Source organism: Acinetobacter pittii (assembly GCF_022449185.1).
Classification (GTDB): Bacteria; Pseudomonadota; Gammaproteobacteria; order Pseudomonadales; family Moraxellaceae; genus Acinetobacter; species Acinetobacter pittii_I.
On sequence record NZ_JAKUKO010000006.1, the window covers coordinates 119,870 to 133,361 of the forward strand.

At 37.8% G+C, this 13,492-nt stretch carries 13 protein-coding genes and 1 pseudogene; 8 read left to right on the forward strand and 6 right to left on the reverse strand.

Features of this window, described 5'->3' with window-relative positions; genetic code table 11:
- Position 1: 1 nt before the first annotated feature.
- Positions 2-724 carry a YgfZ/GcvT domain-containing protein gene (locus tag MKX14_RS13980; protein WP_240282741.1) on the reverse strand — a complete coding sequence of 241 codons (723 nt, stop codon included), beginning with the start codon at positions 722-724 and terminating at the stop codon, positions 2-4.
- A gap of 59 nt (positions 725-783) precedes the next feature.
- Positions 784-899: pseudogene (locus tag MKX14_RS13985) on the reverse strand (hypothetical protein).
- 38 nt (positions 900-937) lie between these two features.
- On the opposite strand from MKX14_RS13985, the gene MKX14_RS13990 reads away from it, so the two are divergent.
- From MKX14_RS13990 to MKX14_RS14005, 4 genes are all read left to right on the forward strand, one after another.
- On the forward strand, positions 938-1,390 hold the full coding sequence (locus tag MKX14_RS13990; protein ID WP_080759709.1) for an SRPBCC family protein: 453 nt from the start codon (positions 938-940) through the stop codon (positions 1,388-1,390).
- A 127-nt stretch (positions 1,391-1,517) separates the two neighbouring features.
- Positions 1,518-1,874 (forward strand): DUF488 domain-containing protein, encoded by a 357-nt coding sequence (gene yeaO, locus MKX14_RS13995; RefSeq protein WP_046811945.1) that lies wholly within the window; start codon positions 1,518-1,520, stop codon positions 1,872-1,874.
- Positions 1,875-1,965: 91 nt separating this feature from the next.
- Positions 1,966-2,310: a zinc ribbon domain-containing protein YjdM gene (gene phnA, locus MKX14_RS14000; RefSeq protein WP_002116259.1), complete on the forward strand. Its 345-nt coding sequence runs from the start codon at positions 1,966-1,968 to the stop codon at positions 2,308-2,310.
- Between the two features lie 211 nt (positions 2,311-2,521).
- Entirely contained in the window at positions 2,522-2,863 is a 342-nt protein-coding gene (locus MKX14_RS14005; RefSeq protein WP_240282742.1) for a YegP family protein, read from the forward strand.
- A gap of 53 nt (positions 2,864-2,916) precedes the next feature.
- Here the strand turns inward: MKX14_RS14005 and proS are convergent, their stop codons facing one another.
- The 4 genes from proS to MKX14_RS14025 all read right to left on the reverse strand — a co-directional run bounded on the left by proS (position 2,917) and on the right by MKX14_RS14025 (position 9,621).
- On the reverse strand, positions 2,917-4,632 hold the full coding sequence (gene proS, locus MKX14_RS14010) for a proline--tRNA ligase (RefSeq protein ID WP_240282743.1): 1,716 nt from the start codon (positions 4,630-4,632) through the stop codon (positions 2,917-2,919).
- A 58-nt stretch (positions 4,633-4,690) separates the two neighbouring features.
- Positions 4,691-7,789, reverse strand: coding sequence for an efflux RND transporter permease subunit (locus tag MKX14_RS14015; protein WP_240282744.1), 3,099 nt, complete (start codon positions 7,787-7,789; stop codon positions 4,691-4,693).
- A gap of 15 nt (positions 7,790-7,804) precedes the next feature.
- Entirely contained in the window at positions 7,805-8,914 is a 1,110-nt protein-coding gene (gene nolF, locus MKX14_RS14020; RefSeq protein WP_240282796.1) for an efflux RND transporter periplasmic adaptor subunit, read from the reverse strand.
- A 68-nt stretch (positions 8,915-8,982) separates the two neighbouring features.
- A complete protein-coding gene (locus MKX14_RS14025; RefSeq protein WP_240282745.1) occupies positions 8,983-9,621 on the reverse strand; it encodes a hypothetical protein in 639 nt (212 codons plus the stop codon).
- A 283-nt stretch (positions 9,622-9,904) separates the two neighbouring features.
- Here MKX14_RS14025 and pilG point away from each other — a divergent pair, with 283 nt between their 5' ends.
- Genes pilG through MKX14_RS14045 form a run of 4 tightly spaced genes read left to right on the forward strand, consistent with a single transcriptional unit; the run spans position 9,905 to position 13,397 of the window.
- Entirely contained in the window at positions 9,905-10,288 is a 384-nt protein-coding gene (gene pilG / locus MKX14_RS14030) for a twitching motility response regulator PilG (protein WP_000389061.1), read from the forward strand.
- A 23-nt stretch (positions 10,289-10,311) separates the two neighbouring features.
- Positions 10,312-10,674, forward strand: coding sequence for a response regulator (gene pilH / locus MKX14_RS14035; protein WP_046811934.1), 363 nt, complete (start codon positions 10,312-10,314; stop codon positions 10,672-10,674).
- A 56-nt stretch (positions 10,675-10,730) separates the two neighbouring features.
- Positions 10,731-11,267, forward strand: a complete 537-nt coding sequence (gene pilI, locus MKX14_RS14040) for a chemotaxis protein CheW (protein ID WP_046811935.1) — start codon at positions 10,731-10,733, stop codon at positions 11,265-11,267.
- Between the two features lie 48 nt (positions 11,268-11,315).
- On the forward strand, positions 11,316-13,397 hold the full coding sequence (locus MKX14_RS14045; protein ID WP_240282746.1) for a methyl-accepting chemotaxis protein: 2,082 nt from the start codon (positions 11,316-11,318) through the stop codon (positions 13,395-13,397).
- The last annotated feature ends 95 nt before the right edge of the window (positions 13,398-13,492 follow it).

Below are 13,492 nucleotides of genomic sequence, written 5' to 3' on the forward strand. Positions count from 1 at the left end.
ATTATTGTGGTCTTGCAACGTCGCCACTTAAAGCTTCTGGCAACTCAAGAACTTGAAGCCCCAACTCTTGTAGAGCAGCAGGTTTCGCAACAACTAAAGCAAGATAGCCTTCATCATTTGCAATACTATTAACGACTTCAACATCATTATTTAATTGAGTTGCTGAAGCAGGCGCTTCACCTGTACCCTGAACCAGATGTAACCAGTGTTTTGGTTTTGCTTTAAACCAAAGACGCGCCACAATTTCCTGACCTAAGTAACAACCTTTATCGTAATTGACACCTTCACGTTGATGTAAACGTAATTCTTGTGGCTGGAATTCATGTTCAGTTGCCTGTGTAATCCAAGCTTGACCAGTCATAATAGCTTGTTTTTGCCATTCTGAAATATCAGTTTCAACAGTAGTGAATTCAGTTTGATGATTCACAACTTTTGGGAACACAATGCCTTGTTCACTTAAGGTCATTTTTGAAAAGGCACCATACTTTTTAATATGTTTGGCAAACTCTTCAGCTTGATCTTGAGTAACTACAATTTCAAAACTTTCAGGATTAATCTTCTTTAGCCATAAGCCAAAGTGAATACGACCTTTAAGATCACAAATCGCTGTATAGCGAGTTGTATTTTCAGCTAAACGTTCAGTATCTACAGTAACTTGGCCTTGTAAAAACTTTTGTGCATCTACACCGTTTAAAGCATATGAGGAGAAAGCGAGCAGACTCATGATTAATCTCAAATTCAATATGTTTCTTTATGATTGCTGACTATTTTGCTCCATTTTTACTAAAAAATCAGCCATAGTTTTCGTAATTTGAGTTTGTCCTGAAGTTGGCTTTTTTGTTTAAAAAACACCAAAAATATACGTTCGGATAAATCGGAAGGTTTAAGCTAATAGCCATAATTTCAATAATTTTAAGGAAATTAAAATAAGGAGAATATGATGGCAACAGGTACAGTGAAATTTCATCGCGTGTTTAAGGCTCCAGCCGAGCGAGTTTACCGTGCATTTTTAGATCCAGATGCTTTAGTCAAGTGGTTACCGCCCCACGGTTTTACTGCTAAGGTTCATAGTTTTGATGCAAATGTTGGTGGTTCATACAAAATGAGTTTTACCAATTTTTCAACAGGTTCAACACATGCTTTTGGTGGAACATATGTTGAATTAGTTCCAAATGAACTAATTCGCTACAACGATCAATTCGATGACCCAAATTTACCCGGAACTATGCAAGTTACTATTACATTCAAAAGCGTATTGGTAGGTACAGAAGTGCATATTACGCAAGAAGGAATACCGGAAGTTATTCCTGTAGAAGCCTGCTACTTAGGTTGGCAAGAGTCCCTATCTTTGCTTACTTTATTGATTGAAGCTGAAATTCCAGATCAATAAAAAGTTATTTTTTAGAGTCACATAGAAAAGTGAGCAGATTTATTTCTGCTCACTTTTTCTTTTTGAGTTTTATTCAAAATAAAATATAGAATAATTCTAAAATATAAATTATATGCAGAGAAAAACGATGAATATCCAAATTAAAAGAATTTATGAAAATGCTGAGCCTAGTGATGGAAAGCGAATATTGGTTGACCGTTTATGGAGTAGGGGAATTAGTAAGGAGAATGCCCACTTAGATTTGTGGCTAAAAGAAATAGCACCATCGACCGAGCTTAGAAAATGGTTTCATGCTGCAACACCAGATCATTGGCACGAGTTTAAACAGCGCTATTTAAAAGAGCTTGAGACAAATTCCGCAGTTCAAGAGCTACAACAAATCGCATTGAAGAATACGATCACACTTTTATATTCAGCCAAAGATGTTGAAAACAATCACGCAATTATTTTGAAGGAATATTTATTAAATAAAAACTCAAAATGAATATATAAATTTTTTTTTGGTAAAAGTCTATTATTTAAAACTTTAAAAAATGAGTCATTTCTCGCATAATATACTTTTTGAGATTTTTTTCATGTCTTTGCCAAACTGCCCAAAATGCCAATCAGAATATACTTACCAAGATGGCGACTTATTGATTTGTCCTGAATGTTCACATGAGTGGAAAGAAGGAGAAGCATCAGCAACTGAAGAACAAGAAATTATTAAAGATGCAAACGGAAACGTCTTGGCAGATGGTGATAGCGTCACTGTAATCAAAGACTTAAAAATTAAAGGTTCTTCTTCAGTCGTTAAAGTAGGGACAAAGGTAAAAACGATTCGCCTAGTGCCAGACGCAAGTGATGGTCACAATATTGATTGTAAAATTGATGGTATTGGTCAGATGAAACTAAAATCTGAATTTGTAAAAAAAGCTTAAACTGTTAATTATTATTACATTTCAGCAGAGATATATGTCTATATCTCTGCTTTTTAAATTCCTAACATCATTATAATTTTATTACGAAAAAGTATAAAAAATGGGCTGTTCAACGGATATTTACGCCTTTATATTGTCATTAATAACAAATAACTTTCGTCCAGAATAATAACGAAAGTCATACCCACACCAACAAAAAAATGAGGTTTTTATGGCAGGATGGTACGAAATTTCACAAGCAAGTGATGGACAATACCGCTTTATCTTAAAGGCAGGAAATGGTGAACCTATTTTAAATAGTGAGCTATATAAGGCAAAAGCTTCTGTTGTAAATGGTATTGAGTCAATTCAGAAAAACAGTGGTGATGATGCCCGATATGAGCGTTTAACTGCAAAGAATGGGAAACCTTATTTCAATTTAAAAGCTGCAAATCATCAGATTATTGGCACGAGCCAGTTCTATGCGAGCGAAGCTTCACGTGATAAAGGAATTGAGTCGGTTAAAAATAATGGTTCATCCACGACTATCAAGGATTTAACTGTTCAAGCATAAAAATTGAAATAAAAAAGCAGCTTCTAAAAGCTGCTTTTTTATTTATGTATTTATTAACGCACTAATTTAGCTAAAAGCTCTTCTTTAGTTAAATTACTCGCTTCAGCATCGCGGCGGCCTTTGTATTCAAAAGTACCAGCATCCAAACCTTTTTCACCAATTACAATACGGTGTGGAATACCCATCAATTCAAGGTCAGAGAATTTAACACCTGGACGTTCGTTACGATCATCAAGTAACACATCAAAACCTTGAGCTTGAAGTTCTGCATAAAGAGACTCTGCTGCTTCAAGAGTACGTGGTGATTTGTGCGCATTCATTGGAACAATTGCAATTTCAAAAGGTGCAATAGCTTGAGGCCAGATAATACCTTTGTCATCGTAGTTTTGTTCAATTGCAGCTGCAACAACACGTGTTACACCAATACCGTAGCATCCCATGGTTACTGTAAATGGTTTGCCATCTTCACCTAGAACTTTACAGCCCAAAGCTTCAGAGTATTTAGTACCAAGCTGGAAAATATGACCTACTTCAATACCGCGTTTAATTTGTAGTGTGCCTTTGCCATCTGGAGATGGATCGCCTTCAACCACATTACGTAGGTCAAAAACTTCGCTAATTTGTGCATCACGTTCCCAGTTTACGCCAACCGCATGTTTATCCGCTTCATTTGCACCAGCAACGAAGTCAGAAAGAACAGATGCAGCACGGTCAACAATTACAGTTAAGCCTTTTTCGACTAAACCTTGTGGACCTGTAAAGCCAGCAGTTAAACCAAATGCTTGAAGTTGTTCTTCAGTTGCAAAAGTAAGAGGCGCAGCAACTAAAGGATGCTTCTCAGCTTTAATCTCATTAAGTTCGTGGTCGCCACGTACAAATAGAGCAACGACAGGAACATTACCTTTTTCATCAGCAACGCCTTGAACCAATAATGCTTTAACAGATTGCTTTGGATCAGCATTTAAGAATTGGCAAACATCATCAATCGTTTTTTGGTTTGGTGTTTCAACCAATTTAAATTCTTGTGTCGGTGTTGCACGTTCACCCACTAAAACAGCCTCAGCCATTTCAACGTTTGCCGCATAATCAGATTCAGTTGAAAATGCGATGTCATCTTCACCACTTGCAGCCAATACGTGGAATTCGTGTGAAGCTGAACCACCAATAGAACCTGTATCTGCTTGTACTGGGCGGAAATCTAAACCTAAACGAGTGAAAATACGACTATAAGTGTCGTACATCACATCATAAGTTTCTTGTAATGACTCTTGAGTTGCATGGAAAGAATAAGCATCTTTCATGATGAACTCACGTGAACGCATTACACCAAAACGTGGTCGAATTTCATCACGGAATTTGGTTTGAATTTGATAGAAGTTTACAGGGAGCTGCTTATAACTTTTTAATTCGTTACGCGCCATATCTGTAATAACTTCTTCATGCGTTGGCCCAAGTACGAATGGGTTCGTATGACGATCTTTAAAGCGTAATAACTCAGGACCATATTGTTCATATCGACCTGATTCTTCCCAAAGACTTGCGGGTTGAGTCACGGGCATGAATACTTCCATCGCGCCTGAACGGTTCATTTCTTCACGAACAATCGCATCTACTTTTTTAAGCACACGTGTTCCCATCGGCAGCCATGTATATAAACCAGATGCCAATTTACGAATCATCCCCGCACGTAACATGAGCTGGTGTGAAATCACTTCAGCATCATTTGGGGTTTCTCTCAACGTTGCAAATAAAAAGCGGCTTGCGCGCATGGAAAAAGTCCTAAAAGTTAAGCGTTATAAAAACGCAGATTATACGATAATCGCTGCATTATGACATGAATCGTCTAGTTTGACGCAGCATAAAGTTTTTCAAGTCATCCAGATAAGTGAAAATGACGGGTACAACGACAAGAGTTAATAGTGTAGAGGTTATCACACCACCAATAACAGCATGAGCCATTGGTGCGCTTTGTTCACCGCCTTCGCCGAGACCTAAAGCTAATGGAACCATCCCCATCACCATAGCGCTTGTTGTCATCAAAATTGGACGTAAACGGGTTTTACCAGCTTGTAAAATAGCATCATAACGGCTCACCCCCTGATCCATCGCTTTCTTAATAAAATCGATCAGCAAAATCGCATTTTTAGTGACAAGCCCCATCAGCATGATAATACCAATAATCGAAAACAGATTTAGCGTGCTTTGGAACAAGAATAGGGCAAGAAAAACACCAATCAATGACAAAGGTAAAGAGGCCATAATTGCTGCGGGATGAATAAAGCTATTAAACTGAGAACCTAGCACGATATAAATAAATACAATTGATAGGGTAATGGCTGTTAATGCGTATCCAGCAGATTCAGCCATGTCTGCATTTGCCCCTTGCGTATCAAATGTATAGCCCGCAGGCAGCTTAAACGCCTTTTGCATTTTGTCGATGTCTTGACCAATATCTCCACTCGGGCGACCTGAGGTATTTGCCTCAATAAGAACCTCACGTTCAAGATCACGTCTGTTAATTTGCGAAGCCCCCAGTTTTTCTTCGGTCGTTGCGACGGCACTCAATGGAACTAATATATTTTGTCCAGCTGCATTGGTTTTATTAGAGTTGATATATAAATTTTGTACATCTTGCGGAAGCATACGTTTATTTTCATTTAAACGTAAATTCACATCATAAGTTTCACCATCACGGTCTTCCCAAGTAGTGACATTATCGCCCGCAATTAATGGTCGAATGGCATTCGCAATTTGGGAAACAGATAAGCCCAAATCACTTGCTAGCACGCGATTAATATGAACACCTAAAGTCGGTTTAGGTTCTTTCAATGAACTTTCTAAATCAACTACGCCTTTAATTTTTTCCATCTCAGCGATAAAACGATCTGAAATTTTTTGTAGTTCATTTAGGTCAGATCCTTTAATAGAAATCATGATTGGCTTTTGTCCGCCAGAGACAGAGTCTTGTGCTGCGGCAACAGAAGTTACCCGGATACCCGCTACAGTTTGCAAACGATCACGAAACTCATTATTGAGTGTATTCAGATCTGAGCTACGTTCTTGTTTTGGCTTTAAGGTCACCCCTAAACCAGCATGGTTTTTACCAGAGTCTACTTCACTGTTAACCACGCCATAAGTAGAAACCACATCAGGGAATTGTCTAATAATTTGATCGACCTGATGTAATTTGGCTTGGGTATATTCTAAAGAAGAATCTACAGGGGTTTCGAACTGGATACGGACTTCACCTTTATCTGGTGTAGGTACAAATTCGGTTCCAATCAGTTTCGATAGCCCTAATGCAGCAAATAATGAAGCGATTGCAACAATGACTGTAATGAAACGGAAGCGTAGAGCAAGCTTTAATAGCTTTTCATAAACATGAGTAAGCCGATCTAGCAAATTAGAAATATGGTTAAAAAAACGTTGTAGCCAATTATCTTTTTTCTTTACAGGATCTTTCCAGTGAGCTGAAAGCATTGGATCGAGTGTAAAGCTAATAAACATTGAAATTAAAACAGCCGTACTGACCGTTACACCAAATTGATAAAAGAAACGTCCAATCAGACCACCCATGAAGGCTACGGGTAAAAAGACTGCCACAATAGTAAGCGTGGTTGCGAGTACAGCTAAACCAATTTCTTTTGTCCCTTCAAGAGCAGCGGTCACATGGTCTTTGCCCAGTTCAGTATGTCGGACGATATTTTCCCGAACTACAATTGCATCATCAATGAGTAAACCAATACTGAGTGATAAAGCTAACAGCGTCATCATGTTAATGCTAAACCCAAATGCCCAGATAAAAGTTAAGGTTCCGAGCAAGGTAATCGGTAAGGTTAAACCGGTAATAACTGTAGAGCGGAAAGAGCCTAAAAAGAGTAAAACAATGAGAACTGCTAAAGCAGCACCTTCAATAATGGTTCGAACAACATCTTTGATTGAAGCGCGAATACCTTTAGAACTATCAGCTACGATTTTGTAATCTAAACCTGCAGGTATTTGATCTTTTAATTTCTCTAACGTTTGATAAGTCTGATCGACGACTTTAATTACATTGGCATCGGAGCTTTTTAAGATATCGACTGAGACCGCTGTTCTTCCATTATAAAAAGCACTTGATTGCAGTTCTGCTTGAGTATCTTCAACGGTTGCTACTTGTTTTAAAAAAATAGGGGAACCATTTTTATTGGCAATCACCAAATCACCAAATCCAAGAGGATGAATAACTTTTGATTGAATCTGTACAACCAGTTCAGAATTTTTTTGCTGTAAGGTCCCTGCAGGCACTTCAATATTTTCATTTTTTAAGGTGTTAATGACCTGATCAATACCAATGCCGTAGCTTTGCAATTGTGCAGGAATAACCTTTATTCGTATTTGCCGTTTAGCGTCGCCCAATAAATTCACATTACCGACACCCGAAACCGTTTTAAGCTGAGGTACAATTTTTTTATCTACATACGAACTTAATTGCGCCAGACTCATACTGTTTGATTCAAATACGACTGACATGATCGGGCTAGAGGAGGGGTCATAGCGTTGCACAATCGGTGTATCAATTTCATCACGGAACTGCGCTGTGACGGGTGCAATTTTGTCACGAACATCTTGTGCCGCAATCGCTGAAGAAGTATCAAGATTAAACTCGGCAATCACCATTGAAAGGCCTTCACTTGAGCGTGAAGTAATTTGTTTAATTCCTGAAATTGTATTGATTTGATCTTCAAGTTTTTTTGTTATATCTGACTCAACAGCCTCAGGCGACGCACCCGTATATTGCGTCGTGACCACTACGAATGGGAAATCTATATTCGGAAACTCTTCAACCGTCATGCGTTTCCAAGAGGCTAACCCGAGTACCATTAAGCTGAGCATCATCATAATGGTAAAAACGGGGTATTTCACACTGATTCGAGTAAACCACATACGCTATTTGCTACCTTATTTATTTTTGTCGGTTGTAACCGTCACTTTTTTATTAATGTCGGAATCTTCAAATTGAATACGGCTGACCAGATCTGCGCTTTGTATACCTTCGACTAAAGCAATATTGTCGTTATAACGCTGTTCAATCACACGAATTTTCACTTTTTGAATCGTGTGATTGCGTATCACCCACACAAAAGGGTCATGTTGCATATTTTGAATACTATCTAAAGGAATGGTTTGGCCTTGATGAGTGTCTTTGCGCAGAATATTTCCATTAATGAAAGCCCCAATACTTAACGAATCAATTTTTTCTTTAGGAGCAGCAAAAAACTCAATTTGTCGACTGTCTTGATCGGCAACAGGTGAAATGCGGGTAAGCGTTGCATTTAATTGTTTTGAATTGCCCTGAATTTGATATTGAATGTTACTACCGACCTTAAGTGCAGCTTGCTGTTCAATTGGCAACTTGGCCTGTATTTCAAGTTGATCTGGATTTACGATTTCAAATAGTGTTTGTCCAACTGAAACAGTTTGGCCGGGTTCAACTTGGCGTTTAGTAATCACACCTGAAATTGGACTAGTAATAATTCCGTCTTGATCCGCTTTTTTAGCAATATCAACATTGGCCTGTTGTGCTTTTACACTTTCAAGCTGGCCTTTATAGTCAACCTGACTTTGTTCAAACTCGACACGAGCAATAAAACCTTGATTAAATAATCTTTGTTTTCGGTTCATCAAATTACGGGCAAGTTCAGCTTGTGACTGAGCTGATGCAAGGTTGGCGCGTGCTTGTGCTAATCGTGCAACATTGTCCTGATTATTCAATCTGACCAGAACTTGGCCTTTTTGTACCTGTTGACCCACATTTGCAGTGACATTCGTCGCTGTTGCGCTTACTTGCGCCTGAATGGAACTTTGTTGAACCGCACGGATAGTTCCTGTAAATGCAGTTTGAGAGTCAAGTGCTCCTTGTTTAATTGCAATAAGGTCTTGAGGAATAAGCTCAATTTTTACAGGCGCTGAGGCTGAGGTTTGAGGTGTTTCTTGCTGATTACATGCAGCTAAAATTAAACATAAACTAATAATACTCAGTTTAAAAAAAGTAGAAGGGGTGAGATGCATTATGTGCATACAGCATCATCCTATAATTCAAATTTTATTTTGCCCCTATTCTTGATAAACCTTTACCGTTATTCAAGCTTTTTTAAACGTTCGATAATATTTTCATACTCATTATTGGTTCGATTATAGGTCTTGGAAAGTCTTTCAATTGTCTGTTTAACTTGATTAATATTATTTAGATTGTTTTCAATCAATGTCTTATGATGCGCAGGAATCTTTTCTCCCTTTCTGAAATATTCCATTTCCTGACGCTTAAATAAAATTTTGTCTTGTTGTAATTGGTTAAGTTGTTCTTGTTGATAATTAATTTGCTTTTTTATAGACACTAAGGCTTGATCTCTTTTAAGTAAAGCTGTCTTACTATTGCTATAAGCTTTTTTTAATTTGATATCTTGTTCTTTATGTCGTGCTAATAATGCGCGTTGAGTTGATTGATTTAAATCAGCTTCAGCATTATACGAATGGTTTCTTTTTATCACTTGCATATTACGATCTAGAGCTTCATAACCATAACGAATATGGGCTGGTGTAACCGATGTACTAATATTGGCAATACCATGTTGATCATAATAACGATACCAAACCGCTTTAGGCGTATCGGCAATAGCAACACTAGAGGATAAGAAAAAAAGTGATCCGAAGGAAATAATGCTTATAGATACAGACAAGCAGTTCCTGTAAAAGGCATATTTCATCCTAGCATTCATTGAAATCCCCAAAAAAGATAGCTAAGTCGCTTATTTTTAAATATTTAATCTTCATTATATTAATTATTATTTAGCTAAATAAAAATATAGTCATTATAAAAAAAATGATAATTTTAATTAAAGTGTGATGAGGTTAAAAGTTATTGTTTATAAATGAGAAAGTAGACAAAAATGCCTCATTGAAAATAGAAGGTGAGATATGTTAAAAATGCGTATAAATGTGTAAAAACAAATTTAAGTTAAATTGCATTTATATTTTATATTTATGGGGATGGAAGATTAAATGGAAGATGCATTCCAAAATCTGAAAGTAATGGTGATTGATGACTCAAAAACCATTCGCCGTACAGCAGAAACACTATTGCAGCGAGAAGGTTGTGAAGTCATTACTGCTGTGGATGGATTTGAAGCTTTGTCCAAAATTGCAGAAGCAAATCCGGACATTGTTTTTGTCGATATCATGATGCCTCGTTTAGACGGTTATCAAACCTGTGCTCTGATTAAGAACTCTCAAAATTATCAGAACATTCCCGTTATTATGCTCTCTAGTAAAGATGGTCTGTTTGATCAGGCAAAAGGGCGTGTGGTCGGTTCAGATGAATACTTGACGAAACCTTTTAGCAAAGATGAATTGCTAAATGCGATTCGTAATCATGTAAGTTCATAATTAAGTAATTTAAGGGCAAAGAAATGGCACGTATTCTTATTGTAGATGATTCACCAACAGAAACTTTTCGTTTTAAAGAAATTTTAACTAAGCATGGTTATGACGTACTTGAAGCATCTAATGGTGCAGATGGTGTAACTTTGGCAAAAGCAGAACAGCCTGATTTAGTATTAATGGATGTAGTCATGCCGGGTGTAAATGGTTTTCAGGCAACACGCCAGATTACTCGTGATGAAGACACTAAACATATTCCGGTTGTTATTGTAAGTACTAAAGATCAAGCAACCGACCGAGTATGGGGCAAGCGTCAAGGCGCACTTGACTACTTGATTAAGCCAATCGAAGAAAAGCAATTGATCGATGTAATTAAACAATATCTAAATTAACTCATCCAACCATAAAAGCATAAATGGCGGGGTATGCCCGTCTTATAGGATCGAGTATGGCCGCGAACGGATTTATCGAGTTACTTCGTTTGTCTAAACGAGGTAACAAGAATTACGCTTCAGTCCAAAATGAAGCTGAACGGTGGTCAGGAATTGCTTTTGAAATGAGAGGGCAATACTTCGTCGCACCACTTGGGGAAATCTCTGAAGTTATCTATCCACCAAAATATACATCTGTTCCAAATACCCAAAGTTGGGTAAAGGGATTGGCAAATATTCGGGGAAGATTACTTTCAGTGTCTGATTTAGCACATTTTATTTCAGGGCAACGAAGTTCATTTTCGTCTGCCCAAAAAGTATTATGTATTAGCCATCACGACCAGTATGTGGGATTGGTTGTTGATCAGGTCTTGGGGATTCAACACTTTAATAAAAAAAGCTTTTTTTCTCAAAGTTTAAACTTGGAGGAAAACCTAAAAGAATATTGCCAAGGGTATTTTCACCAGCACAATCAGCATTGGCATGTCTTTTTATTTAGTCGATTATTGCAAAACCCTCATTATATGAATGCATCGACAAAGTTTATAAACTAATTTTTATGCTGTTAATAAACAGTGTATTTTTTTCTGGGGAGAAGCTGTATGGGCTTTAAACTTAAAAAGAAAAGTGGCAGTCGTAGTGTGAACGAAAAAACGAATGCCAATTTTATTGCGAAAATCCAGTTAGAAATTGAGCAATATGCCAGTTTATTTGGGGAAAGTAAAAAGTCCAAGCCTATCCTTTATGTAGCGTTGTTATGTTTAGTATTTGCTTCAGCTTCGCTCACTTATGTGTTTTATAGTGTACCTCGGCATAACCAATTAACACGTAGTATGGGTGAGTTACGTTTGTTATCACAAACGATTTCTAGACAGGCTACGGAAGCAACAGCTTCTGGATCACCCCAAGCCATGAAAGACTTGGTTGAATCGCGTCAACTTTTTGCCAAAAATATAAAAAATGTCGAAAATATTTATGGTACATCTTCAAAAGAATACAAAAAAGTTGCGGTTCTTTGGAAAGCTCTGTCTTATGACATTGATTTGATCTCGTCACAGCAGGGCGTAATTAATCAGTTATATAATATGAATATCTCAATTAGTGACTCGATTCCTGAGATTCAAGCTGAATATAACTTGATGGTTGATAAGATGGTCCGTGAAAAAGTATCAAGTAATCAGGTAGTGATTGCTAAAAACCAGGTATTTATTGCGGAACGTATTTTACGATCTATTAACTCCGTTTTCATTGGTACAGAGAACTCTGAGAACTCAGTGCATGACTTTAGTGTCGATATTGAGACTTTTGGTGTGTACTTAGATGCGCAGCTAAATGGAAATGCTGAATTGGGGGTTGCTAGAGTTGAGTCCCCAGAAGTGCGCGAATCTTTGGAAGGTATTAAAACTGAGTATGAGAAAGTTTTAAAATCTGCTGCGACATCAGTCCTTAAGCATACAAACCAGATTGTAAATGTACGTCAATCATCTAGTGAGATCTTCTCACAGTCTGATGCAATGTTAACTGCATTAGGTGATCTGTCTGAGCAAACACAATATGGTTGGAAGGCTTATGCATTAGTTGCTTTACTCACATTATCACTTCTTGGTTTGATTAGTTCTGTCTTAAAGCTTTTATCTCTTCGTAGTAAAGCAGATAAACAACGTGTAGCTACATTACAAGAAGAGTATGATCGTAACCAGAATGCGATTTTACGTTTACTTGACGAAATTGCCGATCTTGCAGATGGTGACTTGCGCTCATATGCAACGGTATCTGAAGACTTTACTGGTGCGATTGCCGACTCGATTAACTTTGCAATTGACCAATTACGAGACCTTGTATCTCGAATTCATGAAACTTCACAAGAAGTTGCTCGTTATACATATAATACTCAGAACATTACTAACCAGTTGGCAGAGGCATCTGAACACCAAGCACAAGAAATTGCAGGTGCATCAACAGCAATGAACGAAATGGCATTGTCTATTGACCAAGTATCGTCTAATGCATCTGAATCCGCTAACGTAGCACAACGTTCAGTATATATTGCATCTAATGGAGCACAAGTCGTAAACCGTTCTATTGAGGGTATGGATACGATTCGTGAACAGATTCAGGAAACATCTAAGCGTATTAAACGTTTGGGTGAATCTTCACAAGAAATTGGTAATATCGTATCGCTTATTAACGATATTGCAGACCAAACAAACATTCTTGCATTAAATGCAGCAATCCAAGCATCTATGGCCGGTGAAGCGGGTCGTGGTTTCGCCGTGGTTGCCGATGAAGTCCAACGTCTTGCAGAACGTTCTGCTTCAGCGACTAAGCAGATTGAAACGCTTGTTAAAACGATTCAAACGGATACCAACGAAGCCGTGATCTCGATGGAACAAACGACAACTGAGGTTGTACGTGGTGCTAACTTGGCGAAAGATGCGGGTATTGCACTTGATGAAATTCAAAAAGTATCGGGTGACTTGGCAAACTTAATTGCGAGCATTTCCGATGCTGCAAAACTTCAATCAGCATCTGCGAGTCATATTGCTGCAACCATGACAGTCGTACAAGAAATTACTTCACAAACAACAACGGCAACCTTCGATACTGCTCGTTCCGTGTCGGAATTGGCGAATATGTCGGAATCATTGCGTGAGTCAGTAACGGACTTTAAATTACCTGACTAAATTGGGGGATGAGAATAGCTATTCTTATAATAGCTATTCTTTTAAAAGTATGAGCAGCGCCAGACAAATATTGGGGAAAACAGCTATTTTCTGGT